Here is a 25,058-nt window from a genome sequence, read left to right as displayed (position 1 = left end):
GAAGCACAGCCATGGATCTGCACACCGTCTGGTTCGCCGCCGTCGCCCTGCTCTGGACCGGCTTCCTGCTGCTGGAAGGCTTCGACTTCGGCGTCGCCGCCCTGCTGCCCGTGCTCGGCCGGCGCCCGGCCGACCGGCACCTGATGCTGCGCAGCATCGGCCCGCTGTGGGACGGCAACGAGGTCTGGCTGATCACCGCCGTCGGCGCGGTGTTCGCCGCCTTCCCCGGCTGGTACGCCAGCTGGCTGCCCGCCCTGTACCTGCCGTTCGTGCTGGTGCTCTTCGGGCTGATCATCCGGGCCGTCGCCTTCGAGTGGCGGCACTCCCACCACACCGAGCAGTGGGACGCGACGTGGACCCGCGTCATCGTCACGGGGTCGCTGATCGCCTCGCTCGGCATCGGTGCGGCGCTGGGCGCCACGACGCTCGGGCTGCCCATCGACGCCAACGGCAACCGGCTCGGCGGCGCCTTCTCCGGGCTGGGCTGGCCGGCGCTGCTCGGCGCCGTCGCGGTGCTCGCCTTCTCGCTGGTGCACGGCGCGCTGTTCCTGGCGCTCAAGGTCGACGGCGACGTGCGGGAGCGCGCGCGGGCCTTCGCCGTCCGGTGGGCGCCGGTCGCCGCGCTGCCCCTGCTGGCGTGGGCGGCACTCGTGCACCTGCGGTACGGCACGCCGGTGACCGCGGCGCTGTGGCTGGTGGCCGCCTTCGCCGTCATGGTCGCGTGGGCCCGGATCCGCGTCGGCCGGGAGGGGCAGGCGTTCGCCGCCTGGGGCCTGATGCTCGTGGCCGCGGCCGCCACCATCTTCGGCGCGGCCTACCCGGTCGTCGTCCCCTCGACGATCGACACCGCGTTCGACCTGACCATCGCCGACGCCTCGGTCAGCGACTACACGCTCACGGTCATGACCTGGGCGGCGGGCGTCGGCCTGCCGGTGGTGCTGGGCTACCAGGCCTGGACCTACTGGGTGTTCCGGAAGCGGCTGACCGCCGAACCGGTGCACGAGGAGCCTCACGACAGCGCGCCGGCCTCGGTCTGACGGATCGGGAGGAACGGCGATGAGCACGTCCGCGGACGCGGGGCGGGGGCCGCTGGGCGCGCTCGCCGGGGTGCCGGGGCTGACCGGCGCCCTGGTGCGCGCCGCCTCCGCGGCGCTGCTGCAGACCGGTGGCCTGGTGCTCCTGGCGGCGGGCCTGGCGCACGCCGTGGCCCGCGCCGCGGGCCTGGCCGACGGCGCGGTGACCCCGCCGCTCGTCCTGGCCGCCGTCGGCGCGGCGCTGCGGGCTGCCGCCGGCGCGGCCGGCCAGGCGCTGGCCGCGCGAGACGCCCGGCGGGCCGAGGACCGGCTGCGCCGGGACCTGCTCGACCGGCTGGCCGCCTCGCCCGCGGCGGTCGCCGCGGCCGGTGGGCCAGGTCCGGCCGCCGTCCTCGCCACCACCCGGCTGCACGACCTCGGCCCGGCACTGGCCACCTATGTCCCGGCGCTCGCGCAGACGATCGTCGTCCCACCGGCGCTGCTGCTCGCCCTGGCGTGGACCGACCTGCTCTCGGCGGTGCTCGTCGCGGTGACACTGCCGCTGGTCCCGCTGTTCATGGTGCTGGTCGGCCGGCACACCCAGGCGGCGACGGCTGACTCCGCGCGCGCCCTGGACCGGATCGCCGCGCACGTCGCCGAGCTGGTGCGCGGCCTGCCCGTGCTCGTCGGGCTGGGCCGCGCCGCCGAGCAGACGGCCGCGCTGGCCGGCCTCGGCGAGGCGCACCGCACCCGCACGCTGGCCACCCTGCGCGTCGCCTTCCTCTCCGCGCTGGTGCTCGAGCTGATCGCCACCCTCTCGGTGGCGCTGGTCGCGGTCACCGTCGGGCTCCGGCTCGCCGAGGGGCACATGGCGCTCGCGCTCGGCCTGACCGCCCTGCTGCTCGCGCCGGAGGCCTTCGCCCCGCTGCGCGCGCTGGGGTCGGCGCACCACGCCGCCGAGGACGCCTCGCTGGCCGCCGCGGAGGCGCGTGCGGTGCTGGCCGCGCCGGTGGCCGCGACGCCCGCCCCGGTCGCCGACGACGACCCGCGCGGGGCCGACGTCGCCGTCGCCGGGCTGACCGTCTCCTACCCGGGCCGGGCCGGGGCCGCCCTGCCCGCCACCGACCTGGTCGCGCGCCCCGGCGAGCTGGTCGCCCTGAGCGGCCCCAGCGGCTCGGGCAAGTCGACCCTGCTGGCCGCGCTCGCCGGTCTGCTCGCCCCCGGGACGCAGGTGGCCGGCACGGTGACCGGGGTGGGCCCGGTCGCCGTCGTGCCGCAGTTCCCCCGGACGACGGGGGCGACCGTCGCCGACGAGCTGCGCCGGCACGCCGCCTCCGAGCCCGGCGTGGACGAGATCGCCGGCGAGGCCTTCGTCATCGAGGCGCTGGCGCGCGTCGGCATCGAGGAGCTGGCCGACCGCGCGCCCGGCTCCCTCTCCCCCGGCGAGCTGCAGCGGGTGGCGCTGGCCCGCGCGCTGGTGCGTGTCCGCCGGGGCGCGCGACTGCTGCTGCTCGACGAGCCGACCGCGCACCTGGACGACGAGGCCCGCGACCGCGTCGTCGCCGTCCTCGCCGGGCTGCGCGGCATGGTGACGAGGGTGCTGGTGACCCACGACCCCGCGCTGGCCGCCCTCGCCGACCGCACCGTCCACCTCGCCTCCCCCGCTGCCGGCGCGGATGGTTCCCTCGCCCCGCTCGGCCTGCCGCGCGCAGCGGTGGCGGAAGCGGTCGCGGACGTCGCGGAGCCGGCGCCGACGGGGGGCGCGATGCGCCGGGCCGTGGTGTTCGGCGCCCTGTCCGCGGGCGCCGGCATCGCCCTGACCGCCGTCTCCGGGTGGCTGATCGTCCGGGCCGCCGAGATGCCGCCGGTGCTGACCCTGCTGGTGGCCACCGCCGGGGTGCGCTTCTTCGGGATCGGCCGGGCGGTGCTGCGCTGGCTGGAGCGGCTGGCCTCGCACGACGCCGCGCTCCGGCAGGCCGCCGGCCTGCGGGTGCGGGTGTGGGCGGCGCTGGCCGCACAGGGCCTCGCCGCCGACCGGGCACCCGGGTCGGCGCTGGCGCGGGTCGTCGGCGACGTCGGCGTCGTGCAGAGCCTGACCGTGCGGGTGCGGCCGCCGATCGCAGTCGCGGCGGTGGTTCCCGCGCTCACCGTGGTGGCCCTCGGGATCGTCGACCCCGCCGCCGGTGCCGCCGTCGGCGCGGTGCTCGCCGCGACCGGAGGGCTGGTCCTGCTGGTGCACCGCCGGCTGGACGCCGGAGCCGCGCGGGCGGAGAGCGGCATGCGGGTGGCCGCGCTCGACGACACCGCCACCGTGCTCGACGGGCTGGCCGACCTGCGGGCCCACGGCCTGGCCGCGCGTGCCGCCGCCGACCTCGGCGTGCTCGCCGACCGCCAGGCCGCCGCCGCGCGCACCGGTGTCCGGGCCGCCGCCCTGGGCACCGGTGCGGTCGTGCTCGGCACCGGGCTCGCCGCCGTCACCGGCACCGCGGTCGCCTGGGCCGGCGGGGTGACCGGGCCGGTACTGGCCGTTCTCGCCCTCGCGCCGCTGGCCCTGGGCGACACCCTCACCGGACTGGTCGACGCCCTGCAGCGGCGCGGCGCCCTGGCCGATGCCCGGGCCCGGCTGGACGCCGTCATCGAGGCCCCGGTTCCCGCCGATCCGGGAGCGCCGCTGCCCGCGCCGACCACGATCTCGTCGTTGCGCACCGCGGCGCTCGTCGCCGGCTGGCCCGGCGGCCCGGACGTGCTGCGCGGCCTGGACGCGTCGGCCCGCTCGGGCGAGGGCTGGCTCGTCGTGCGGGGACCCTCGGGCACGGGCAAGTCGACCTTCCTCGCCGTCCTCATGGCCGCCCTCCGCCCCCGCGGCGGGAGCTACGAGGTCGACGGCACGGACACGACCCGGCTGGCCGGCCACGACCTGCGCGCCCGCATGGCCTGGCTGCCGCAGGAGGCGCACGTCTTCTCCTCGACCATCCGGGCCAACCTGGCCCTGGCGGCCCCGCGCGGCGACCTCGCCGGCCCGGCCGGGGAGGCGCGCATGCGCGCGGCCCTGACCGCCAGCGGGCTGGCGGGGTTGCTGGCCTCGCTGCCGGACGGGCTCGACACCCCGGTCGGTGCCGGCGGCACGGCGCTCTCCGGTGGCGAGCGGCGACGGCTGGCCGCCGCGCGGGCCCTGCTGGCCGACCGGGACGTCGTCCTGCTCGACGAGCCGACCGCACACCTCGACGCCCCCACCGCCGCGGCGCTGGTCCGCGACCTCCGCGCGGCGCTGGCCGGCCGGGTGATCGTCTGCGTCACCCACGACGAGCTGGCACGCCCCGGCGACACCGTCCTGCACCTCGGCGAGACGGTGGCTCGCACCGCCGCCTGAGCGGTCCATGAACAGTCCGTCTCTGCCCGGCCCGGCTGGGCAGAGACGGACTTTCCGGGAGGAGGCTCCGGACGGCCCCGCCTGTCGTACCGGTGCGGCACCCTGCCGGCAGGCGAGACGGTGGCTCGCACCGCCGCCTGAGTGGTCCGTGACCAGTCCGTCTCTGCCCGGCCCGGCTGGGCAGAGACGGACCGCCCGGGAGGAGGCTCCGGACGGCCCCGCCTGTCGTACCGGTGCGGCACCCTGCGGGCATGGACGTGTCCTTCACCGGTTCGGTCTTCCTCGGCATGAGCGTCGACGGGTTCATCGCCCGGCTCGACCACGACCTCTCCTGGCTCACCGGCGGCGACGCCGGCGGTGCTCCCGACGACGGCGCCGGCGGCGACTTCGGGTTCGGCGAGTTCATCTCCGGCGTCGACGCGCTGGTCATGGGCCGGTCGACCTACGAGGTCATCGCGCCGATCGCCGAGTGGCCGTACCAGGGCCGGCCGGTGCACGTGCTCAGCACGACCCTGGCGGACGACGCGGATCCGCGGATCACGCTGCACCGCTCCTTCGACGAGGCGGTGCGGGCGCTGAGCGGAGCCGGGTACCGCCGGGTCTACGTGGACGGTGGCCGGACGGTGCACGCCTTCCTCCGGGCCGGCCTGATCGCCGACCTCACGCTCTCGCGGGTACCGGTGCTGATCGGGACGGGGCACACTCCCTTCGGCGAGCTGCCGGCCGACATCCCGCTGGAGCACGTCGCCACCCGGTCCTTCGCCGGCGGCATGGTGCAGAGCACCTACCGGGTGCGCCGCGCGCCGTGACCGGGGGCGGTCAGGCCGCGGGGACGTCCACCGGGATCTCCGGCCCCAGGCGGGCGTCCCGCAGCAGCTGCAGGTCGTCGCCGGACCAGAAGCTGCCGGGGTCGTAGGCGTTGAGCGGGCGGTCGTCGGGCAGCAGCCCCATGGCCGTGTAGGTCGCCGCGACCAGCTCCGCGCAGAAGACGGTCTCCGCCGCGGTCCGGCGCCGCAGCCGGCCGTTGACCCAGCCGCGCGCCAGGCCGCGGGTGGTCGGGAACGGCCGCCCGTCCAGCCGGGCGATGGTGCGCAGGACGGCGTCCTCCATGGCCGGGGTCACCCCGCCGTCCTCCGCCGGGCCGACCAGCTGCCGCAGCCACGCCCGCTGGCCGTAGCGGCCGCGCCAGGTCAGGACGGCGTCGCGCAGGTCGTGCAACTGGACACCGCGCTGGTGGGTGCCGCTCCACGCGTCGGGCAGCGACTTGCCGAGCTCGGCGTGCCACAGCAGCGGCGGCAGGTCCTCCAGCACGACGGCCATGCCGACGTGGTTCACCGGCGCGTTGGTCAGCGCGCGGATCGCACGATCGGCCAGCGACGGGCCGCGGAAGACCCAGACGTCGCCGGTGCGGGTCAGGTCGACCGCGGCGTCCAGGGAGAGATCGGGCACGGGCGGCTAGGTTACGGAGGTGCGCCTCTGGAAGCTGCTGGGACTGGCCGGCCTCGCGGGGGTGACCGCCGGCGGGGTCGTGCTCGCCCGCGACGAGCGGCAGCGCCGCGCCTACACCCCCGACGACGTGCGGGCTCGCCTGCACGAACGCGCGGCGGCGACCCCGGAGCCGGAGACACCGGCCCCGGCGACCGCCGCCGAGCTCGCCGCGGGCCGGAAGCACCGGCTGGCCCGGGCCCTGCGCCGCCGCTGACCGGGCAGCGCCGGGCCCTCGTCCGCGTAGTCACCGGAGATGACCGCGGCCACCCCGAGCCCGGCCGGCAGCACCGAACCGGCGGTCCCGGTGCGCAGCTGCCGCTTCCGGTGGTAGCCGGGGCCGACCGTCTCAGCCTCGATGCCGGCGTGGCGGGCAGCGGTGCGGGCGGGCTCGAGTCGCGGTCCGGCGGACATGGCGAGGCCCTCTCGGCCGGCCCCCGCGGAGCCGGGGAGGGCCAGCCTGGCCCTCGCCCCTCGCCCCTCGCCGGCACAACCGCCTGCGACGGAACGGAACGCGCCGTTCACACGGCCGCCCCGTCGGCCGGTCCCCGGGGCTCACCCCGTCGCGCGCTGCCCCTGGGTGCGGTCGACCCAGCCGATGACGAGGACGTGCGGCAGCGTGAGCGCCGCCAGCAGCGGCAGGTCCGTGGCGACCAGCCCGCGCCAGCCGTCGGCCGAGGACCAGAGCGCGGCGAGCACCAACAGGACGACGGCGGTGGGCGCGCCGGCCGCCAGGGCGAACCGGCGCAGCGGTCGCGCCAGCCGCCCCGCGACGAGATCGGCACCGTTCGCCGGGTCCTCGGCCATCACCCGCGCCACGTGCCGCATCGAGTGCCAGGCCCCGAAGTAGACGCCGAAGGCGGCCAGCGGCGGGACCACGAGCACCAGCGCCGTCAGCAGGACGACCTCCCCCGCCTCCAGCCACCGGTGACGGCGGGCGAGGACGACCGCGAGCACCACCCCGGCCCCGGACAGGACCGCGACGGCCGCCGTCGCGGCCCCGGGCGGCACACCGCCCCAGCCGGGGGCCACCGCCGCGGTGAGGGCGCCGGTGTCGCTGCCGGGCGCGCCCAGACCGCGGAGCAGCGGCACCAGGAGGACGAGGCCACCGAGCACCAGTGCCGACCCCGGCCGCGGCCGCACGGGCCGACCGGCACGCAGGTCGGCGAAGGCCGTCTCCCCGGTCCCGAAGTGCCATGCCGAGACCACGACGAAGATCAGCAGCGCCGGGCCGGGCGCGGTCGTGAAGGCCGCGTAGGCCCCGGCGGCCAGCCCGGCGTACGCGGCCCCGAAGAGCGCCAGCCGGGTCAGCGACCAGCCGAACCGCCAGGCGGGGACGAGGTGGTCCACGGCACCGTGCGGGAGCCCCACGAGGAGGCCGGCCACCAGCACCGCCGCCGAGCCGGTGGCTCCCCAGCCGCCCGGGACGACGACGTCGACCGCCAGGACCGCGCCGGCGGCCGCGCCGGACCACCGGGTCGCGGCACGGGCCGGGACCCGGAACTGAGCCGCGGGAGCGTGGCCGGTCGCCGACGCGGCGACGCCCGCGGCCACACCGTCAGCCGCGGTCGGGGCGGGCGTGCCCGTCCCCGACCCGGGAGATCACCGCCGGAGAGACCCGGGTGAGTTCCGGGAGCACGGCATCGCTCTTGTGCACGTTGCTCGACCAGACGGGCTCGGAATGGGTGTCGACGCCGGCGACGACGTCCTCGGCGGTCCGGAGCTTGGCGACCTTGTGGATCAGCACACCGAACCCCACCTTGGCGACGACGTCGGTCACCGAGTAGCCGACCTGCATGGCGGTGAGCCAGGCCGGTGTGACGTCGACGAAGACCGGGACCGAGTAGATCAGCGGGTAGATGCCGAAGCTGCCGAGCAGCACGATCGTCGCGTTGCGGAGGCTGGTGGCGGCCTCCTCGCCCATGGTCGGCAGGGAGTCCCGGACGGCACCGATCAGCGCGACGTAGAGGTAGACGAGGAAAGCCGTGCTGATCAGCCCCCACCCGACCAGCGCCGTGGTGTCGCGGCCCTGGGCGATCACCTGCGAGCCCAGGTACCCGGTGACGATCATGAGGAAGGCCGCGGCCATGGTCGTGAAGCGCAGGTTGCGTGCCCTCGTGCCGGCCAGCGAGCACACCGCCAGCAGCTCGACCATCAGCAACGGCACGGTGATCGACCAGTCGATGTAGCGGCTGCTGATCGTGTGCCGCGCCTCCTGGTTCGGCACGTAGACGCCGCCCTGCAGCGTGAAACCGGCGTCCCAGTTGCTGACGAGGCGGGCGTAGGCGAGGGCTGCGACCGCGGCGAGGCAGAGCCCGGCGTAGGCCGACGGGCGGTACCGGGCCGACACCTCCTCGCGGCTGGTGAGCGCGTAGAGGAAGTAGGCGAACAGTGCGAAACCGGCACCGAGGAGCGCCAGCTGGACGACGTCGTAGAGGCCCGGGGGCATCGTCTGCAGTTCCGGGGCGGGGGTCTCCATGCGAACTCCTGGGTGTCGCGCCACGACGACTCCCGGACGGTCCGCCGTCTCCCCGCCCGGTGACCGGACGGTGCCGGGCCACTACCCGGTCGCACCGTCGGCAACCGGCCGGCGGGGCCGTCCGACGGGGCTGTCCGACGGGGCCGCTCAGATGCTGCGCCAGCGGCCCTCGGTCGCGTTGCCGTCCGGCCGGGACTCGAAGACGTTCCCCTCCGTGGGCTCCACCCGGTCGCCGGCCAGGGCCAGCCGCCGCAGCAACGGCTCGACGAGCACGTCGTAGACCCCGGGGAGGAACCGGAACCCAGCGGTGATCAGCGGGTTGAACAACCCGGCCTGCACGATCCGGCGCGGGTCGTCCATCGTGGCGAGCACCCGCCGCGCCACCCGCTGCGGCGAGTACGCCGGCGGCGGGGGGCGCCCGGTGCTGCCGGCCCACGTCGCGCCCTGGGCGTAGATGGGCGTGTTGACGCCGCCGGGCTGCACGATCGACACGGAGATCCCCGGCTCGTCGCGCGTCTCCTGCTGCAGCACCCGCGCCAGCGCCAGCTGCCCCCACTTGGCCACGGCGTAGCTGCCCATCACCGGGGTGGTCACGTTGCCGAGCAGGGAGTTGACGACGACGAGGTGCCCGCCGCGCTGTCGGCGGAAGACGGGCAGGACGTGCCGGGCCACCGTGGCGGTGCCGTGCAGCGAGGTGTCGACGACCCGCTCGTAGACCTCCTTGGGCACGTCCTCGATCCGGCCGTAGGCCATGACCTGGGCGGAGTGCACGACGACGTCGAGCCGGCCGAACTCCGCGACCGCCGCCGCGACGACCGCGCCGATCGCCTGCTCGTCCAGGATGTCGGCCGGGCAGACGGTGACCGCGGCGGCGCCGGCCGCGCGCGCCTCGGCGGCGGCGGCCTCGAGCGGCTCGCGCCCCCGGGCGACGAGCACCAGCCGGGCGCCGCGGCCGGCCAGCTGCACCGCCGTCGCCCGGCCGATGCCGCTGGACGCGCCGGTGATCAGTGCGGTGAGCGGTGACCCGGTGGAGTCGGGGATCGGCACGGAGAACTCCTCGCCAGACGAGCTGCGGCCGGTGTCCGGAGGACATCGGTTGTCCGCGACCGACTACCCGTGTCCCCCCGCGGTCATGCGGTCCAGCTCGGCCAGGAGCCATCCCGGACCGGCGACCGCCACGCCGTCGGGCAGCCGGGCGCGCAAACCGCGGTCGGCGGTCACCACGAGCAGGGCGGCCCCGTCGCCGGCCAGGCCGGTCACCGCCTGCACGAGGGCGTCGTCGCCGCTCCCCCGCGCCCGGACCACGCGCACGCCCCCGGGCGCCGGGACGTCGCGGGCGGCCCCCTCGACGACCGCGACCACCTCGGTGCAGTCCAGCGGTCCGCCGTCCGGACCCACCGCGCCCGCCCCGGGGAGGGCGGCCAGGCGCCCCAGCAGCCGGCCGGCCGCGCCCGCACGATCGCGCCACCAGCCGTCGGGGCGGGAACCGACGACGTTGGCGACGTCGACCACGAGCACCGTCACCGCGTTCCTCCGCTCCCCGGCCACCGCCGCTCCCCGGTCACCGCCGACCGCACCCGTGCACGATGCCATCCGCGCGGGCCGCCGAGCGCCCTCCGGCGAGGTCGGCTGGCCGGGCTCCGACGCCGCCCCAACCGGGCCGCCGGCTCCTACGCTGCCGGCATGTGCCGCAACATCCGCCCGCTGGCGAACTTCGAGCCGCCCGCGGCCGACGACGAGATCCAGGCCTCCGCCCTGCAGTACGTGCGCAAGATCAGCGGCACGGTGCGGCCGTCGCGCGTCAACGCCGAGGTGTTCGAGCGGGCGGTGGCCGAGGTGGCCGCCGCCTCGGCCCGGCTCCTCGACGCCCTGGTCACCACCGCCCCGCCGAAGGACCGGGAGACCGAGGCCGCCAAGGCGCGGGCCCGGTCGGCGGCCCGCTACGGCAGCTGACCGGCGCTGGGGAACCGGGACGCCCGCATTCCGGAGTGATCGGCGCCACACCGGGTAGGGAGCGGGCTCCCGACATGAGGAGCTCCACCATGGCCCGCAACACCCTGTCCCGCGCCCTGCACGACCTCGGCCTGTCCGCCTGGTTCGGCGGCACGCTGGCCAACGCCGTCGCCCTGAACGCCGCCGCGGCCGAAGCCACCGGCGCCCGCAGCACGGGGCAGGTCGCCAACGCCGGCTGGGACCGGTGGACGCCGGTGAACGCGGTCGCCATCGGCGCCCACCTGATCGGCAGCGTGGGGCAGCTCCGGGCCAACCGCGGCCGCGTCGCGCAGCAGCAGGGCGTGGCCTCGATGTCCACGCTCAAGACCCTGCTCACCGCCGCGGCGCTGGGCGCCACCGCGTACAGCCGCGTGCTCGGGCAGACCGTGTCCGGCGCCGGCGCCGTCCCCGCCCGCTCGGGCACCAAGCCCACCGAGCGGACCAAGGCCGAGGTGGCCGCCGCCCAGGAGCAGCTGGACACGCTGCAGTGGGTGATCCCCGCGCTCACCGGCGCCCTGGTGGCGGTCAGCTCCTACGCCGGGGAACAGCAGCGCCCCGGTGAGGTCGCGCGCGGCGTCACCCAGCAGTGACCGGTTGGGCACAGTGAAGTTGCGGACAATCGGCATGGCTGCGGCCGGAACCGGGTAGCTCCGGTCGGCCACGTTCTCCCGAGGAGTGATCTCCTCGCCGTCCCGAGGAGCCCTCCGCCATGGGTGCCCCCCTGTCCTCTCCGCAGCAGTCCACCCGGCCGGCCGGGTACCGGGTGACCGGCAACCGTGCCGCCGGGCAGCCCGGCCCGGGCGGCCAGGGGAGCACCCGGTGCGCGCACTGCACCGACGGGCTCGGCAAGCCCCGTCCGGTGGAGCCGGGGTCGTTCCGCGAGCGCGTGCACCGCAACCCGAGCGTCGCGATCGCCTACCGGATCGCCGTCTTCACCGCCGGGCTGCTGCTGGTGCTCGTCGGCATCGCGCTCACCGTCCTGCCGGGGCCGCTGACCATCCCGCCGGTGCTGGCCGGCCTGTGGGTCTGGTCCACCGAGTTCGACTGGGCCCGCCGCTTCTTCGCCACCTTCCGGCGCAAGGCGCTGGACGCCTGGCGGCACGCCCGCCAGCACCCGGTGAGCTCGATCGCCGTCACCGTCGGCGGGCTCGTCGCCGCGGGCGTCGCCTTCTGGGCCGTCGGGCACTTCCAGCTGGTCGACAGGACCACGACCGCCCTGGGCCTCTGACCGGTCGGGGCGGTCAGTTCTCCGTCGCCGGGCCGACGTCGTGCGGGTCCGGCGTGCGGAAGGGCGGGTCGTCCGGCGGGTCGGCGTGCTGACCGCCGGCGTCGGCCGGCGGCCGGTCGGTCTCCGCGGCGCGGTCGGGCTCCTCGCCCTCGACGCCGAACCCCTCGGCGGGCGCCGGTGCGCCCGCGCCGGGGTCGGCCGCGGGGATGCCGTCGTCCGGACGGCCGAGGTTGGGTTCCAGCGGGCTCGACATCGACATGCGCCGGTCCCTACCCCGCCGCGGCGCCGTCCTCCCCTGCCGCCGCCGGGTGTTCGCCGGATCGACGCCCGGGCGCCGGACGGCGACCACGCCTGGGCTACAACTCCTGCATGACCTCCACCGGCCCCCCGGCCCCCGGCCCCCGCCTCCGCCGCGCCCGGTTCGCCGACCTCAGCCCGTTCGAGGTCTACGCGCTGTGCCGGCTGCGGGTCGACGTCTTCGTGGTGGAGCAGGAGTGCCCCTATCCCGAGCTCGACGGACGGGACGTGGAGCCGGGCACCGAGCACCTGTGGCTGGAGGCGGCCGACGGTGCGGTGCTGGCCGCCATCCGGGTGCTCGACGACGGCGCCTCGCGCGCCGTCGGCCGGGTGGTCACCGCGGCGGACGCCCGCGGGCAGGGGCTGGCCGCGCGGCTGATCGAGGAGGCGCTGGCCGGCTACGGCGCCGGCCCGCTCACGCTGGGCGCCCAGGCCCACCTGGAGTCCTGGTACGAGCGGTTCGGCTTCCGCCGCAGCGGGCCCGGCTACGTCGAGGACGGCATCCCGCACGTGCCGATGCGGCGCGAACCCGGCTGACCCCCGCGGGCTCCGCCGGCCGGTCACCGCGCGCGGCGACCGGAGGTCAGCACAGGGTCGCCTAACCTGCAGGGGTGACGACGGCGACGGAGGTGCCCCCGCCGGCCACCTCCCCGGGCGGCCGGGACCGGGGCACCGCGGCGCCGCCCCGCTGGTCGCCGGTGGAACTGCTGCCCGCGCTGCTCGTCGCCCTCCTCGGGGGCTGGCTGCTGCGCCCGGGCCACGGCCTGTGGTTCGACGAGCTGTTCACCGCCGAGGTGGCCCGGCTGCCGCTGGGCGACATCCTCACCGCGATCACCCGCGGCGAGGGGACCACCAGCTACCTGGCCGGCGTGCCGCCGTCCTACAACGCCCCGTACTACCTGGTCACGCACCTGTGGACCTCCGTGCCGGGCCTGGGCGGGGACACCTCGCTCCGCGTGCTCTCCCTCCTGGCGACGGCGGGCGGCCTCTCGCTGACCACCCGGGCGCTGACCCGGCTCGCCGGCCGGGGCACCGGGGTGCTGGCGGGGCTGGTGCTCGCGGCCAACCCGCTGGTGCTCGAGCAGTCGGTCGAGGCCCGCAGCTACGGGCTGGCCGTGCTGGTCACCGGGGCGACCGCGCTCGGGCTGGTCCGCTGGCTGCAGGAGCCGCCCCGCGGCCTGCCGCTGTTCGGTCTCGCCGGGGCGGGCATGGGGCTGGCGCACTGGTACGCGGTCACCGTGCTCGCGGCCTTCGTCGCCGCCGCGGTGCTGCTCCGGGGACGGCGGGCCCTGCCGGTCGTGCTCACCGGGGCGCTGGCCGCCCTGCCGGCCGTGGGCTTCGTGGGGCTCGCGGTCCTGAACGGGACGGGCGCCCGGAACGCCGAGCACCTGCGCGACACCGACGGCCGGCTGGTCGCGCTCGCCGCCGAGGCGTGGGCCGGGGGACGCACCCCGCTGCTCTACCTCGGGCTGGGGCTGGCCGTGGTGGGGGCGTTCCGCGCGGCCGGTGCCCGGGTGGTCGGCGCCTGCTGGCTGGTCGTGCCCCTGCTGCTGCTGGTGGCCGCCGAGCTGGTGCGGCCGGTGTTCCTGCCCCGCTACCTGCTGGCCGGGCTCCTGGGCCTGGGCGTGCTGGCGGCGGCCGGCGCGATGGCGCTGCCCCGGCCGGCGCGGGTCCCGGTGGGCGCGCTCCTGCTCGGCTGCTCCCTGCTCGCCTCCGCCCCGCTCGCCGACCGCGGCCCGCGCGAGCGGGCCGACGACCTGGTCGCGGTGCTGGCCGACGTGCACGAACGCGGCGAACCCGTCGTCGCCGCCGACCAGCGGTCGGCCACCGGCCTCGACCACTACGTCCGCACCCAGGCTCCCCAGCTGCGCCCGGACGTCGTCCTCCCCCCGGCCGACGCGCCGCCGGGCGAGGACCGGGTGTGGGTGGTGCGCCGGCTGCTCGGTGGGGAGCCCGAACCCACCGACGACGACACGATCCTCCGGTCGGCCGGGCTGCGGATGATCGACCAGTACGAGTTCCCGGCGGACAAGACCGACCTCGTCCTCCAGCTCTGGAGCCGCTGACCGCGTGGGTCAGCCCCGGCCGCGCGCCGCCCAGGTCAGCGACCGCAGCGACTGCCGCAACCGGGCGCGCGCCGTCCAGGCCGACCGCCCCACCGGGCGCCGGTCCCGCACGACGGGCACGCTCGCCACCGGCCGGCCGGTGCGGCCGACGGCGAGGACCACGCTCGGCGCCCCGTGGTCCTGCACGGCGGCCACGACGGCGGCCCGCACCGCCGGCCCCATGGCCAGGAAGGCCCCGGCGTCCGGCGGCAGACCGGTCAGCCGGCCGGCCACGCGCCGGTGGAGCGTGCCGGTGAGCCGCCGCAGGGGGGACTCGTAGCGGCCGCGCCGCCCGGCGAACACCGCCGCCACGTCGCCGGCGGCCAGCCGGTCGAGCAGCAGGGGCACCGCCTGCGGCGGGTCCTGCAGATCGGCGTCCAGGCACACCCAGACGTCGGCGGACGCCTCCTCGGCGAGCCCGCGCGCCAGCGCCGCGTGCTGCCCGACGTTGACGGTCAGCCCGGTGACCGCGATCCGGGCGTCCCGGGCGGCGAGGTCGCGCGCCACGACGAGGCTGTCGTCCGGCGAGGCGTCGACGACCAGCCGCAACCGCCACGGCCGGCCGGCGAGCGCCGCACCCAGCCGGTCCGCGAGCTCCCCGAGCGTCGCCTCGTTCCCGTGGACGGGGACGACGACCGCCACCCGGGGGCCCGCTCCCCCGCTGCCGGTCACCCGGCCGCCCAGGTCCGGGCCAGGCCCTCCGCGAGGTCGACCGTGGGGGTCCAGCCCAGCAGCCGCCGGGCGCGCGCCGGGTCGCAGACCCAGTCGGCGGTGTCCCAGCCGCGCCCGGGGTGGGCGCCCGGCGCGGTCGCGATCGGGCGGCCGGTCACCCGCTCGGCGGTGGCCACGAGCTCCTCCGTGCTGGTCTGCACGCCGGTGCCGATGTTGAGCACGACGCCGGGGGCCAGGTCGTCGTCGACGGCCGCGCGGACGCAGGCGTCGACGACGTCGCCCACCCACACCCAGTCGCGCCGGCTCACCCGGGCGGGCAGGGCCACCGTGCCGCCGGCGCGGGCGGCGGACATCACGACCGGGACCAGGCGGGTGGGGTGGTCGCCCGGCCCGTACACCTGGAAGGCGCGGAGCACGGCGGCCCGGACCCCGCGCTCGGCCGCCGCCGCCTGCAGGAGCAGCGAGCCGGCGGCCTTGGTGGCGCCGAAGAAGCCGCGGGGCTCGAGGGCCGCGTCCTCGGCCAGCGGCTGCGGCGCGGCGGCGTACTCGGTCGAGGAGCCGAGCCGGACCACGGCCCGGCAGCGGTCGGGCAGCGCGTCGACCAGCCACGGGCTGGTGTTGACCGCCGTCGTGGCGGCGCGCTCCCCGGGCGTGGCCTTCGCCCGTCCGGCGGCGAGGGAGAACACGACGTCCGGCTGCGCGTTCCGCACCGCCGCCGCGCCGGCGACCGGATCGGCCAGGTCGACGTCGCGGCGGGTCAGGCGGGTGACGTGCCAACCGTCCCGCTCCAGCCGCGCTCCCAGGTGCCGGCCGACGAACCCGCCGGCGCCGGTCACGAGCGCCCTCACGCCGGCTGCGCCACCCGTGCCGTGGTCTCCTGCGCCAGGCCCGTGACGGCGGAGACGAAGGCCTCGCGGGACGCGGCTGCGCGCTCGGCGCCGGCCCGGCGCAGCTCGTCGAGGCCGGCGAGCAGCCGCGGCACCTCCACGAACGGGTCGCGGCCGGCCATGTCCGCGGTGAACGCGCGGCGCAGGAACGTGAACCGGGTGTCGATCCGGACCAGCTCCGCGGCCAGCAGGTCACCGGGGACGGGGAACCCCCGGCCCGGGAGGGTGAGGCCGCCCACGCCGAAGTGCATGGGCACCTGCGCGCGCACCGCGTCGACCGTGCCGTCCACGAGCGGGGCGAACAGCTCGGTGGACCGGCGGTCGATCCGCAGGTCGTTGAGGCCGACGTAGATCCGCGAGAGCGGCCGGAGGGCGAGCTGCGCCACCCGGTCGACCGCGTCCTGGGTCTCGACCAGGATGCCCAGGCCGCAGCGCCCCGCGACGAGATCGAGGGTCCGGTCCACCTCCTCCGTGCCGCGCACCATCGGCAGGAGCAGCTCGTCGGCCCCGCGGTCGACCGCGTCGGCCACCTCGGCGGCGGTCCAGGGTCCGAAACCGTTGATCCGGCAGAGCACGCGGCCCGGGGTAGCCGCGCGCATCCGGGTCAGGTCCTCGGGGCCGTCCTGGTTGATCTGCGTGCCCTCCCCCGCCTGGCGCCGCAGCTTGCCGCGCCGCTCCCAGTCGATGACGATCCCGGCCGCACCGGCGGCCACGACGTCGCGCCCCCACTGCGGGTCGACGGTGAAGAGGAACAGGTCCATGCACGTAGCTTAGGCTTTCCTAACCTGCTCCACGGCGCCGGCCCCCGGCGCGTCGGCTCAGCGCGCCGGATCGGCGAGCACGGCACGGGCGGCACGCCCGGTGGCCGGGAAGGCCAGCGCGGCGCCGGCCACCTCGATCGTGACCTCCTGCCCGACCGCGGGCAGCTGCGCGCCCTCCAGCCGGGCGGTCACCGTCGCGCCGTCGGGCAAGGTCAGCCACACGCGGGAGTCGTGCCCGTAGAAGTCCACGTCGCGCACCCGCGCCCGGGCTCCGGCTGCGAGCGGCGGCCCCAGCCGCAGCTGCTCCGGCCGCAGCAGGACCCGGGCCGGCCCGTCGGCCACCGCCTCCGCGACCGGGACCGCGCCCAGGACGCAGTGCGCGCTGCCGTCCCGGATCTCGGCGTCGAGGACCACCGACTCGCCGACGAACGCGGCCACGTCCAGGTCGGCCGGGCGCCGGTAGAGTGTCCGCGGGTCGGTGAGCTGGACCAGCCGCCCGTCGCGCAGGACCGCCACCTGGTCGGCCATCGACAGCGCCTCGGCCTGGTCGTGGGTGACCAGCACGGCGGTCGCGCCGGCGGCGGTGAGCGCCGCGACGACGGCCCGCCGGGTGTCCTCGCGCAGCGCGGCGTCCAGGGACGAGAAGGGCTCGTCGAGCAGGACGAGCGCGGGCTCGGGAGCCAGCGCACGGGCGAGCGCCACCCGCTGCTGCTGGCCGCCGGAGAGCTGGTGCGGCGCCCGGTCGGCCAGGTCGGCGTCCAGGCCCACCAGGGCCAGCAGCTCGGCCACCCGTCCGCGATCGGCGCGCCGCCGGCGGGGCAGCCCGAAGGTGACGTTGCCGGCGACGCTCAGGTGCGGGAACAGCCCGCCCTCCTGCGGCACGAAGCCGATGCCCCGGTGCTGGGCGGGCACGCCCCGCCCGGCACCGGCGACGACGCGGTCGCCGAGGGCGACGGTGCCGCTGTCGGGGTCGTCGAAGCCGGCGACGAGCCGCAGCAGCGTCGTCTTGCCGCAGCCCGAGGGGCCGAGCAGGGCGGTGAACCCGCCGGCCGGTACGTGCAGGTCCACGCCGGTGAGGACCGGTGTGGCGCCGAACGCCTTGGTCAGGCCGGTCACGGTGAGCACGCTCATGGGGTCAGACCTCGTCGGGTGTCGCGGGACAGCAGCACGGTGGCCGGGGCGGAGAGGAGCACCATCACGGCCGCGTACGGGGCGGCGGCGCCGTACTCGAGCGCGCTGCTCGCCGACCAGAACGCGGTGGCGAGGGTGGCCGTCCCGGTGGGGGCGAGCAGCAGGGTGGCGGTGAGCTCGGTGACCACCGCGAGGAAGACCAGGGCCGCGCCCGCGCCCAGGCCGGGCGCGAGCAGCGGCAGGGTGATCCGGCGCAGCCGGTCGACGCCGGACGACCCCAGGGAGGCGGCGACGTCGTGGAAGAGGGGTGGGGACTGCTCGACCGCCGCGCGGACGGTCACGATGGCGCGGGGCAGGAAGAGGATCGCGTAGGCGGCCAGCAGCACCGGGACCGTCTGGTAGAGCCACGGGGTGACCCGGATGCTCAGCGTCACCAGGGCCAGCGCGACGACGATGCCGGGGAGCGAGCTGCCCAGGTACGTCGCCCTCTCCAGGAGCGTCGCCGTGCGCCCCCGGGCGCGGACCGCCAGCCAGCCGGTCGGCAGGGCCATCGCCGTGGTGGCCACGGCCGCGGCGGCGGCCAGGGCGAGCGTGGTCCCGGTCGTCGCGGCGAGGTCCCCCCAGTCGAGGCCGGCCGACGCACTTCCGGCCAGCCAGTAGGCCAGCGCACCCAGCGGGACCAGCAGCGCCAGGCCGACGAGCCCGGCGAGCGCCAGCAGGGCGGGCGGGGCGAGCGCTCCCAGCGCCACCGGCCGGACCGGGCGGGCCGCGCCGCGGCCGCTGCCGGCGTATCCGCGGTGCCCCCGCAACCGGACCTCGGCCAGCAGCAGGAGCAGGCACAGCAGGATGAGGACGCCGGCCAGCATGGTCGCCGCCGGGCCGTTGAAGGTGGCCCGGTACTGGTCGTAGATGGCGGTGGTGAAGGTCGGGTAGCGCAGCATCTGCAGCGCCCCGAACTCGGCCAGCACGTGCAGCGCCACGAGCAGGCCGCCGCCCAGCAGGGCCACGCGGAGCTGCGGCAGCTGCACCCGCCGGAAGACCGCCCACCCGGACAGCCCCAGCCCGCGGGCCGTCTCCTCCAGGGCCGGGTCCAGGCCGCGGAAGGCGGCCACCACGGGCAGGTAGACGAACGGGAAGTAGGACAGCGAGACGACCAGCAGCGCGCCCGCGTAGGTGTCCAGCCCGGGCAGCAGCGAGATCCAGGCGAAGCTGTTCACGAACGCCGGCACGGCCAGCGGCGCGACCAGCAGCACGTGCCACAGCCGCCGGCCGGGTACCGACGAGCGCGCCACCAGCCAGGCCGCACCGACGCCCAGGGCCGCGCAGACCGCGACCGTGCCGACGGCCAGGCGGACGGTGTTCCAGAGCAGCTCGGCGACCCGCGGCCGGAACACCAGCTCGCGGATGCCCGACCAGCCGACGTCGAGGGTGTACCCGGCGATGTGGACCAGGGGCAGGAGGGCCAGGGCGGCGACGCAGGCGGCCAGCGCGAGGGTGACCGGCGACCGCCGCAGCGGTCGCCCTCCCCGGCCCGCGGACGCGCCGGAGCCCCGGACCGCCGGCGGGGCCGGCGCTCCGGGGCCCGGGACGCGGAGCGCGGGCGGGGTCAGAGCAGGCCCACTTCCTGCATCAGCTCGGTGACCTGGGGGGCGTTGAGCGACCCCGGGTCGACGTCGGGCGCCTGCAGGTCCGCCAACGGCGGCAGCGCCTCGGCGGAGGGGACGCCGGTACCGACGGCGTACTCGAGCGCGCTGCTGTCGGCCAGCCGCTCCTGGGCCGCGCGGCTGGTGAGGTACGCGACCAGCTGCTGCGCCTGCTCGGGCTGGTCCGAGGAGGCGAGCACCCCGGCGCCGGAGACGCTGAGGAAGGCGCCCGGGTCCTGGTTGCGGAAGTAGTGCAGCGCGGCGTCGTCGCCGATCAGCCCGTTCTGGGCCCGGTCGCGGAACCAGTAGTAGTGGTACGTGATGCCGACCGGGACCTCGCCCTCGTCGACGGCCTTCATGATCGCGGTGTTGCTCGCGTAGATCTCGGCGTTGCGCTCCAGGCCGGCGAGCCACTCCCGGGTCGCCTCCTCGCCCGCCAGCTCCAGGACCGCGCTGACGATCGCCTGGAAGTCCGCCCCTCCGGCCGCGATGCCCACCCGCCCCTCCCACGCCGGGTCGGCGAGGTCGAGCATCGAGGCCGGGAGCTCGGCCTCGGTGATCTCCGCCGGGTTGTAGATCAGCGCGGTCGAGCGGGCGGCGAAGCCGACCCAGTTGCCCGAGGACGGCCGGTACTGCTCGTCGACCTGGGACAGCGCCTCCTCCTCCAGCGGCGCGAGGAGGCCGGCCTCGTCCACGGCGGAGATGGCCGGGCTGTTCTCGGTGAGGAAGACGTCGGCCGGCGAGGCCTCGCCCTCCTCGATGATCTGGTTGGCCAGCTCCGAGTCGTTGGCGTCGCGGAACTCCAGCTCGATGCCCGTCTCCTGGGTGAAGTCCTCGAGCATCGTGCGCACCAGGCTCTCGTGCTGGGCGCTGTAGACGGTGAGCGTGTCGGCGTCGGAGCCGCAGGCGGCCAGCGACGACGCGAGGGTGAGGGTGGAGACGACGCCGACGGTCGCGCGCCCGAGCCTGGTCACGGAAGTCCTCCAGCAGATAGGTGAGGCACACCTAAGCATGCCCGGGCCTACTCCGCCGAGCGCACCCCCCCGGTCGCGCCGTGCGCTACAACGGACGACATGACACGCCCCGGAGCCCGCGCCGCGGCGGGCCCGCCTCCCGGTGCCGACGCCGCCCTGCTGCGGGAGGCGGCCGACCGGCTCGACGCCCTGGCCGCGCGCACCACCCCCGGGGACTGGCGGCTCGGCGGGCTGCTGGCCAGCCGGCCCGAGGTCGTCGCCCACGACGAGGACGGCGGGACCGAGCACGTCGCGGAGGCGCGCGCCCGCAGCGCCGCGTGGATCGCCGCGCTCTCCCCCGCGCTCGCCGCTCCGCTCGCCGCCTGGCTCCGCGCGGCGGCCGGCGGCCCGGTGCCCCCCGCCGCCGTCGCGGTCGCCCGGCAGCTGGCCGACCGCCTGCCCTGAGGCCGCACCGCTCCCGGACGGGCTCCCGGGGATGGTCGACCAGAACTGGGTAGGCGCTGCAGATGCAGCAGCAACCCGCGCCCGGCGACCGCGCCCAGCAGGTCCCGGAGGCCCCCGACGCCCCGGAGAAGGAGGGCCTCGCCCGGCGGCTGGACAAGCCGATGGGAGCGCTGGGGCTGGTGTTCGTCCTGGTCGTCCTCGGCCAGTCGCTCGCGCGCGAGCCGTGGCTGGTGACCACCCTGAGCATCACCGGCTGGGTGATGTGGGCAGTTTTCGTCGCCGAGTTCGCCCACCGGGCGGTCACCGCCCGCGACCAGCGGCGGTTCTGGACCCGCAACTGGTGGCAGCTGATCTTCCTCGCGATCCCGTTCCTGCGGTTCGCCCGCGCGCTCACCCTGCTGCGGGCCGCGCGCGTCGGCGGGGTGGTCTCGGCCGCCGTCCGCGGGTCCCGCTCGGCCGGCCGGCTGCTCAGCGGGCGGATCGGCTGGCTCGGCGCGGTGACGGTCGTGGTGGTGCTGGGCGTGAGCCAGCTGCTCTACGTGCTCGGTGCCTACGACTCCTACGGGACGGCGCTCTACGACGCCGCGCTGGCCACCGTCAGCGGCCAGCCGCTGACGGCCGGGGGCGGGCTCGCGCGGGTGCTCGACATCGTCCTGGCCACCTATTCGGTGGCGGTGTTCGCCACCGTCGCCGGCGCGCTCGGGGCCTACTTCCTCGACCGCCGCGAGAGCGAGCGTCGGGACGCCGGAGCCCCTGCCGGGGCCGGTGCGCCGGGCACCTGAGCAGCCCCGGCACGGCGGGTGCCCCGCCGGCGGACCCGCGGGGCACCCGTGCGCATCGACCGGTCAGACCGGCTCGGCGCAGTAGATCGTGCCGGGCTCCTCCTGGTCGGCCCCGACCCAGATGGCGTTGAGCGCCTCGGGGAAGTCGGCACACACGATCGTCTCCGGCTTCGCGAACTCGGTGTAGTCGATCTCCTGCTCGTCGATGCCCACGATCCGCGCCTCGGCCTCGGCCGACCCGCAGTCGACGATCTCGACCTCCTCGCCGGTGGGGTTCAGCACGCAGTCCCCGACCTCCGGCTCACCTGCGCCCAGCATGCTGACGAGGAGACCGACCACGACGAGGACGACCAGGACCCCGCCCACGGCGAGCAGCACCTTCCGGGCGACGCCGCCCCTCTTCTCCGGCTCCCCCGTGGGCGTGGCCCCGCCCTGCGGCGGCACCCAGCCGCCGGCCGGCTGACCAGGCTGCCCCGGCTGCTGGTCGAACGGCTGGTAGGGGTCGGGCTGGCCGGGCTGCTGGCCGTAGTAATCGGACCGGCCCGGCTGGACCGGCTGCTGGCCGTGGGGACCGGACCGGCCCGGCTGCTGGCCCTCCGGCGTGCCGTCGGATCCGGGGTGGCTCATGGGTGCTCCTGTGCGTTGCGGGGAGTCGTGCGTCGTCCGCGATCTTGTCGCACCCGGGCGCCGATCCGTGCGCCCGGGCAGCCCGGACGACCACTGGTCGGCGGCGGACCGCTGCGCCCGCCCCACGCGCCCCGGCCGCCCCGGCTCTGCCGGGCGTGCCCGGCCGACGGCGGGGGTAGGGGCGGGCCATGAGCGACGACGAGAGCACGGGTGGGTTCGCCGGCCGGCTGGGGGCGCACCCCGAGTCGGCCGAGGACGGTGCGGCGCGGATGACCTTCGAGGTGACCGACGAGCACCTCAACCCGGCCGGCACGCTGCACGGCGGGGTGCTGGCCACGCTGGTCGACACGGCCATGGGGCAGGCAGTGCGCACCACCACCGGCGACGGCGAGGTACCCGCCACCAGCCAGCTCACGGTCACCTACCTGCGGCCGGGGAAGCCCGGACCGCTGGAGGTCACCGCCCGCCTGCGCACCCGTGGCGAGCACCTGACCGTGTGCGAGGCGGACGTCGAGCAGGAGGGCCGGGCGCTCGCCCACGCGGTCGCGACCTTCGCGCTGCTGGAGCGCTGAACCCGCCCCCGGCTCCGCCGTCAGACCGGACTCGGCACCGCGAGGACGGCCAAGGCCGCCACGCTCTCGGTGTCGTAGACCGTGCTGTCGTCCTCGGCCCCGCTCTGGGCGACCACGAGGATGTAGGTGAAGATCGCCGCCAGGACCAGCAGGATCCCGAGCGGGATCAGGATCCGGCCGAGCCGGCGGCCCTTCGGCGTCCCCTCGTCGTTCGCCGGGTCGTGGTCACGGTCGTCGTGGGGGTGCGCCATCGCGTGCAGCCTCCTGGGTCCGGAACGGGGAGGCGACCGGACGGTCGCCTCCGGCGTTCCATGCCCCGGTCGGCCGCGGGCCACGCCCGGGAACCGGCATCTCCGGGCGGCGCGGGACGGCACGGGCGAGGACGATCGGGCCATGACCACTGCCACCTGGAACGGGATCGTCGTCGCCGAGTCCGACGACATCGTCACCGTCGAGGGCAACGCGTACTTCCCGCGCGACGCCGTCCGCGACGACGTCCTGCGCCCCTCGGACACCCACACGGTCTGCCCCTGGAAGGGCACCGCCTCGTACTTCACCCTGGAGGCCGACGGTCAGGTGAACACCGACGCCGCCTGGTACTACCCGGAGCCGAAGGACGCCGCCCGGGAGATCACCGGGCGGGTCGCCTTCTGGAGGGGCGTCGAGGTGCGCTGACCGCCCGCGGTCAGCGGCCGGGGCGGGTGCCGGCGAGCTCGCGGGCCGACGCGGCGGCGTCGGCGTCGAGCTGGCGGGCGACGGACTCGTTGAACGAGTCCCAGGCCTGCTCCGGGGTCACGCCCAGGGCCTCGGCGATCTCCTCCCAGCCCGCCCCGCCGCGCAGCGCGGCGCGGATGCCGACCAGCTGGCTGTCGTGCGCCTTCCGTGCCACGACCTCGCCGAGGGCGAGCAGCTCGAGCGACTCGTAGACGTCGAGCCGGGTCCCGGTGTCGCGGAGGGTGGCGGCCCAGGAGTCGGCCTCGTCGTCCCGGACGGTGTTGAGCGCGGTGTCGCCGTTGTCGCGGCGACTGAGGAAGTCCAGCCGGGTCGCGGCCGTCGTCAGCGAGAACTCCGCCTCGAGGGCCTCGGGTGTGATGCTCATGGGTAGCAGCTTCCCCCTCGTCGTCGGCGCGCCAAACCCGGCGGTGGCGCGATCTGGCACACGCCGAGGGCCCGCACCCCCGTGGGGATGCGGGCCCTTCGCGTTCGCGGCCCCCTCGCGGGGGTCGGCGATCAGCTGGTGACGCCGACCGCTTCCTTGGCCAGGGCGGCCAGCTGGGTCTGCGCGGCGCTGACCACGTTCGCCCGAGCCTTGTGGGTCTCCTCGTAGCGGATGATCACGTTGATGTCGTGCGGCGTCTTGAGCTGCTTGATCGCCTTGACGGCGTCCTGCACCGACAGCGAGTCGTAGCCCTTGATCGGCAGCTCGTCGGCGGTCACGTCACCGAGCTCCTCGCGGGCCTCGCGAGCGACCTGGGCGGCGTCCTTGTTGCCGTCGCGCTGGGCGATCCGCTCGGCGCGGCGCAGGGAGGCGGCGCGGCCGACGGTGAGGGTCTCGCGCACGGCGTCGGTGAGGGCGGACGCCCGGTCACCCACGGCGGAGAACCGGTCGGAGGTCTCCTCGCCGGCGTGGCGCACCGTGTCGACGGCGTTGTTGACCGTGTTCGCCCAGAAGCGGACCGGCGCGTTGACCGCGCGGGCGACGCCACCGGCCACCTTCTGCACCGGGGTGGCCTGCAGGGCGGCGGGGCCACCGAGGGCCTCCTCGGCCAGCACGACGGTCAGCCACTCGACGGTGGCCTTGTGGGCGTCGATCAGCTTCTCGGCCAGCTTCTGGGTCTTGACCTGGCCGGCCGTCTCGGCGAGCACCTTCAGGTAGGTGGCGCGGTCGAGCAGCTGGTGCTCGAGCTGCAGGTCGGTGAGGAGGGCCTCCTCGAGCGGGGCGGCCTGCTCGAAGGTGGCCTTCAGCACCGCGGAGAGCCGGCCGATGGCCGGGGTCACGACGTCCGGCACGCCACCGAGCGAGCGCAGCTGCTCGGTGATCTCGATGGTGCGGGCGGCGGCGTTGTCGGCGTTCTCGGTGAGCTCCCGGCGCACGGCGTCGGTGCGGGCCTGGGAGATGCGGGTGCGTGCGACCTGCTCCTCGGTCTGCGTGAGCAGGACGAGGGCGCGCAGCTGGTTGATCATCTTGGTGTTGTCGGTCAAGGGAAACAGCTCCAGAGATCGGGGTGACCTGACGGTCTCGTACATGCCCCGCATCCCCGGAGTGCTAACAACTGCAAGCAGATTGCTAGCAGTGAGCCTGGTCACCCTTTCGGGTGACCAGGCCCGGAACGCGGGTCAGCCGACCTCCGCCGGCACCTGCTCCGCCGCGGGCGCCCGCCGCGGGTGGACGTCGAAGCGCAGCACCGGCTGGGTCATGTCGTCGCTGACCTCGTACGGCGGGCGCGGGGCCAGCCGGACCGGGCGGGGCGGCAGCGGGGACGGCGGCAGGGTCTTGCCGCAGCCGACGCAGTAACGGCCTCGCTGGTGCACGGCTCCGCAGTGCGCGCAGTTCATGACGACTCCTCGTGGTCCTCGGACACGGACGGGCCGACCC

30 protein-coding genes are annotated in these 25,058 nt (G+C 76.6%); 13 read left to right on the top strand and 17 right to left on the bottom strand.

Features of this window, described 5'->3' with window-relative positions; genetic code table 11:
• Positions 1-11: 11 nt before the first annotated feature.
• The 3 genes from cydB (at position 12) to ACI790_RS01560 (ending at position 5,192) form a co-directional block, all read left to right on the top strand.
• The gene (gene cydB / locus ACI790_RS01570) at positions 12-1,037 is read left to right on the top strand and encodes a cytochrome d ubiquinol oxidase subunit II (RefSeq protein WP_456568019.1); all 1,026 of its coding nucleotides are present in this window, start codon (positions 12-14) and stop codon (positions 1,035-1,037) included.
• 19 nt (positions 1,038-1,056) lie between these two features.
• Positions 1,057-4,383 (top strand): thiol reductant ABC exporter subunit CydC, encoded by a 3,327-nt coding sequence (gene cydC, locus ACI790_RS01565; RefSeq protein ID WP_456568018.1) that lies wholly within the window; start codon positions 1,057-1,059, stop codon positions 4,381-4,383.
• A gap of 251 nt (positions 4,384-4,634) precedes the next feature.
• Positions 4,635-5,192 carry a dihydrofolate reductase family protein gene (locus ACI790_RS01560; protein WP_456568017.1) on the top strand — a complete coding sequence of 186 codons (558 nt, stop codon included), beginning with the start codon at positions 4,635-4,637 and terminating at the stop codon, positions 5,190-5,192.
• A 10-nt stretch (positions 5,193-5,202) separates the two neighbouring features.
• On the opposite strand, the gene ACI790_RS01555 is transcribed toward ACI790_RS01560, so the two are convergent.
• The gene (locus tag ACI790_RS01555) at positions 5,203-5,832 is read right to left on the bottom strand and encodes a hypothetical protein (protein WP_456568016.1); all 630 of its coding nucleotides are present in this window, start codon (positions 5,830-5,832) and stop codon (positions 5,203-5,205) included.
• Positions 5,833-5,851: 19 nt separating this feature from the next.
• Between ACI790_RS01555 and ACI790_RS01550 the strand changes: the two genes are divergently transcribed.
• The gene (locus tag ACI790_RS01550) at positions 5,852-6,085 is read left to right on the top strand and encodes a hypothetical protein (RefSeq protein ID WP_456568015.1); all 234 of its coding nucleotides are present in this window, start codon (positions 5,852-5,854) and stop codon (positions 6,083-6,085) included.
• Positions 6,086-6,423: 338 nt separating this feature from the next.
• Here ACI790_RS01550 and ACI790_RS01545 read toward each other — a convergent pair whose 3' ends face one another.
• The 4 genes from ACI790_RS01545 to ACI790_RS01530 form a co-directional block, all read right to left on the bottom strand.
• Positions 6,424-7,422, bottom strand: coding sequence for a Brp/Blh family beta-carotene 15,15'-dioxygenase (locus tag ACI790_RS01545; RefSeq protein WP_456568014.1), 999 nt, complete (start codon positions 7,420-7,422; stop codon positions 6,424-6,426).
• A gap of 4 nt (positions 7,423-7,426) precedes the next feature.
• Positions 7,427-8,347 carry a bacteriorhodopsin gene (locus ACI790_RS01540; protein ID WP_456568013.1) on the bottom strand — a complete coding sequence of 307 codons (921 nt, stop codon included), beginning with the start codon at positions 8,345-8,347 and terminating at the stop codon, positions 7,427-7,429.
• A 147-nt stretch (positions 8,348-8,494) separates the two neighbouring features.
• The gene (locus tag ACI790_RS01535) at positions 8,495-9,394 is read right to left on the bottom strand and encodes an SDR family NAD(P)-dependent oxidoreductase (RefSeq protein WP_456568012.1); all 900 of its coding nucleotides are present in this window, start codon (positions 9,392-9,394) and stop codon (positions 8,495-8,497) included.
• A 63-nt stretch (positions 9,395-9,457) separates the two neighbouring features.
• Complete coding sequence (locus ACI790_RS01530; protein ID WP_456568011.1) at positions 9,458-9,871, bottom strand: hypothetical protein; 414 nt, start codon at positions 9,869-9,871, stop codon at positions 9,458-9,460.
• 159 nt (positions 9,872-10,030) lie between these two features.
• Here ACI790_RS01530 and ACI790_RS01525 point away from each other — a divergent pair, with 159 nt between their 5' ends.
• From ACI790_RS01525 to ACI790_RS01515, 3 genes are all read left to right on the top strand, one after another.
• A complete protein-coding gene (locus ACI790_RS01525) occupies positions 10,031-10,300 on the top strand; it encodes a DUF2277 domain-containing protein (protein ID WP_456568010.1) in 270 nt (89 codons plus the stop codon).
• 89 nt (positions 10,301-10,389) lie between these two features.
• Positions 10,390-10,929, top strand: a complete 540-nt coding sequence (locus ACI790_RS01520) for a hypothetical protein (protein WP_456568009.1) — start codon at positions 10,390-10,392, stop codon at positions 10,927-10,929.
• Positions 10,930-11,048: 119 nt separating this feature from the next.
• Positions 11,049-11,567 (top strand): PGPGW domain-containing protein, encoded by a 519-nt coding sequence (locus tag ACI790_RS01515; protein ID WP_456568008.1) that lies wholly within the window; start codon positions 11,049-11,051, stop codon positions 11,565-11,567.
• 13 nt (positions 11,568-11,580) lie between these two features.
• Here the strand turns inward: ACI790_RS01515 and ACI790_RS01510 are convergent, their stop codons facing one another.
• A complete protein-coding gene (locus ACI790_RS01510) occupies positions 11,581-11,826 on the bottom strand; it encodes a hypothetical protein (protein ID WP_456568007.1) in 246 nt (81 codons plus the stop codon).
• A 110-nt stretch (positions 11,827-11,936) separates the two neighbouring features.
• Between ACI790_RS01510 and ACI790_RS01505 the strand changes: the two genes are divergently transcribed.
• On the top strand, positions 11,937-12,401 hold the full coding sequence (locus tag ACI790_RS01505; RefSeq protein ID WP_456568006.1) for a GNAT family N-acetyltransferase: 465 nt from the start codon (positions 11,937-11,939) through the stop codon (positions 12,399-12,401).
• A gap of 74 nt (positions 12,402-12,475) precedes the next feature.
• Entirely contained in the window at positions 12,476-13,930 is a 1,455-nt protein-coding gene (locus ACI790_RS01500) for a hypothetical protein (protein ID WP_456568005.1), read from the top strand.
• Positions 13,931-13,939: 9 nt separating this feature from the next.
• Here the strand turns inward: ACI790_RS01500 and ACI790_RS01495 are convergent, their stop codons facing one another.
• From ACI790_RS01495 to ACI790_RS01470, 6 genes are all read right to left on the bottom strand, one after another.
• Positions 13,940-14,611, bottom strand: a complete 672-nt coding sequence (locus ACI790_RS01495) for a glycosyltransferase (RefSeq protein ID WP_456568004.1) — start codon at positions 14,609-14,611, stop codon at positions 13,940-13,942.
• A 26-nt stretch (positions 14,612-14,637) separates the two neighbouring features.
• On the bottom strand, positions 14,638-15,489 hold the full coding sequence (locus ACI790_RS01490; RefSeq protein ID WP_456568003.1) for an NAD-dependent epimerase/dehydratase family protein: 852 nt from the start codon (positions 15,487-15,489) through the stop codon (positions 14,638-14,640).
• Complete coding sequence (locus ACI790_RS01485; protein ID WP_456568002.1) at positions 15,486-16,289, bottom strand: aldolase/citrate lyase family protein; 804 nt, start codon at positions 16,287-16,289, stop codon at positions 15,486-15,488. The genes ACI790_RS01490 and ACI790_RS01485 overlap by 4 nt, the downstream gene beginning before the upstream one ends.
• Positions 16,290-16,346: 57 nt before the next feature.
• A complete protein-coding gene (locus ACI790_RS01480) occupies positions 16,347-17,420 on the bottom strand; it encodes an ABC transporter ATP-binding protein (RefSeq protein ID WP_456568001.1) in 1,074 nt (357 codons plus the stop codon).
• The gene (locus ACI790_RS01475) at positions 17,417-18,814 is read right to left on the bottom strand and encodes an ABC transporter permease (protein ID WP_456568000.1); all 1,398 of its coding nucleotides are present in this window, start codon (positions 18,812-18,814) and stop codon (positions 17,417-17,419) included. The genes ACI790_RS01480 and ACI790_RS01475 overlap by 4 nt, the downstream gene beginning before the upstream one ends.
• 212 nt (positions 18,815-19,026) lie before the next feature.
• Complete coding sequence (locus ACI790_RS01470; protein ID WP_456567999.1) at positions 19,027-20,037, bottom strand: iron ABC transporter substrate-binding protein; 1,011 nt, start codon at positions 20,035-20,037, stop codon at positions 19,027-19,029.
• 99 nt (positions 20,038-20,136) lie between these two features.
• Here ACI790_RS01470 and ACI790_RS01465 point away from each other — a divergent pair, with 99 nt between their 5' ends.
• Both ACI790_RS01465 and ACI790_RS01460 read left to right on the top strand, forming a co-directional pair.
• Positions 20,137-20,481, top strand: coding sequence for a hypothetical protein (locus tag ACI790_RS01465; RefSeq protein ID WP_456567998.1), 345 nt, complete (start codon positions 20,137-20,139; stop codon positions 20,479-20,481).
• 62 nt (positions 20,482-20,543) lie between these two features.
• On the top strand, positions 20,544-21,263 hold the full coding sequence (locus ACI790_RS01460; RefSeq protein ID WP_456567997.1) for a hypothetical protein: 720 nt from the start codon (positions 20,544-20,546) through the stop codon (positions 21,261-21,263).
• A gap of 63 nt (positions 21,264-21,326) precedes the next feature.
• Here the strand turns inward: ACI790_RS01460 and ACI790_RS01455 are convergent, their stop codons facing one another.
• Entirely contained in the window at positions 21,327-21,890 is a 564-nt protein-coding gene (locus ACI790_RS01455; RefSeq protein ID WP_456567996.1) for a hypothetical protein, read from the bottom strand.
• Between the two features lie 188 nt (positions 21,891-22,078).
• On the opposite strand from ACI790_RS01455, the gene ACI790_RS01450 reads away from it, so the two are divergent.
• Entirely contained in the window at positions 22,079-22,462 is a 384-nt protein-coding gene (locus tag ACI790_RS01450; protein WP_456567995.1) for a PaaI family thioesterase, read from the top strand.
• Between the two features lie 20 nt (positions 22,463-22,482).
• On the opposite strand, the gene ACI790_RS01445 is transcribed toward ACI790_RS01450, so the two are convergent.
• Positions 22,483-22,713 (bottom strand): hypothetical protein, encoded by a 231-nt coding sequence (locus ACI790_RS01445; RefSeq protein WP_456567994.1) that lies wholly within the window; start codon positions 22,711-22,713, stop codon positions 22,483-22,485.
• A 142-nt stretch (positions 22,714-22,855) separates the two neighbouring features.
• On the opposite strand from ACI790_RS01445, the gene ACI790_RS01440 reads away from it, so the two are divergent.
• Complete coding sequence (locus ACI790_RS01440) at positions 22,856-23,137, top strand: DUF427 domain-containing protein (RefSeq protein WP_456567993.1); 282 nt, start codon at positions 22,856-22,858, stop codon at positions 23,135-23,137.
• 10 nt (positions 23,138-23,147) lie between these two features.
• Here the strand turns inward: ACI790_RS01440 and ACI790_RS01435 are convergent, their stop codons facing one another.
• The 3 genes from ACI790_RS01435 to ACI790_RS01425 form a co-directional block, all read right to left on the bottom strand.
• Complete coding sequence (locus tag ACI790_RS01435; protein WP_456567992.1) at positions 23,148-23,561, bottom strand: hypothetical protein; 414 nt, start codon at positions 23,559-23,561, stop codon at positions 23,148-23,150.
• Between the two features lie 131 nt (positions 23,562-23,692).
• Positions 23,693-24,664: a ferritin-like domain-containing protein gene (locus ACI790_RS01430; protein WP_456567991.1), complete on the bottom strand. Its 972-nt coding sequence runs from the start codon at positions 24,662-24,664 to the stop codon at positions 23,693-23,695.
• Positions 24,665-24,799: 135 nt separating this feature from the next.
• The gene (locus ACI790_RS01425) at positions 24,800-25,018 is read right to left on the bottom strand and encodes a hypothetical protein (protein WP_456567990.1); all 219 of its coding nucleotides are present in this window, start codon (positions 25,016-25,018) and stop codon (positions 24,800-24,802) included.
• Between the last annotated feature and the right edge of the window lie 40 nt (positions 25,019-25,058).

Source organism: Blastococcus sp. SYSU DS0539, from assembly GCF_054050855.1.
Note: the sequence above shows the minus strand (reverse complement) of the source record. Positions and strands in the feature narration are given on the sequence as shown.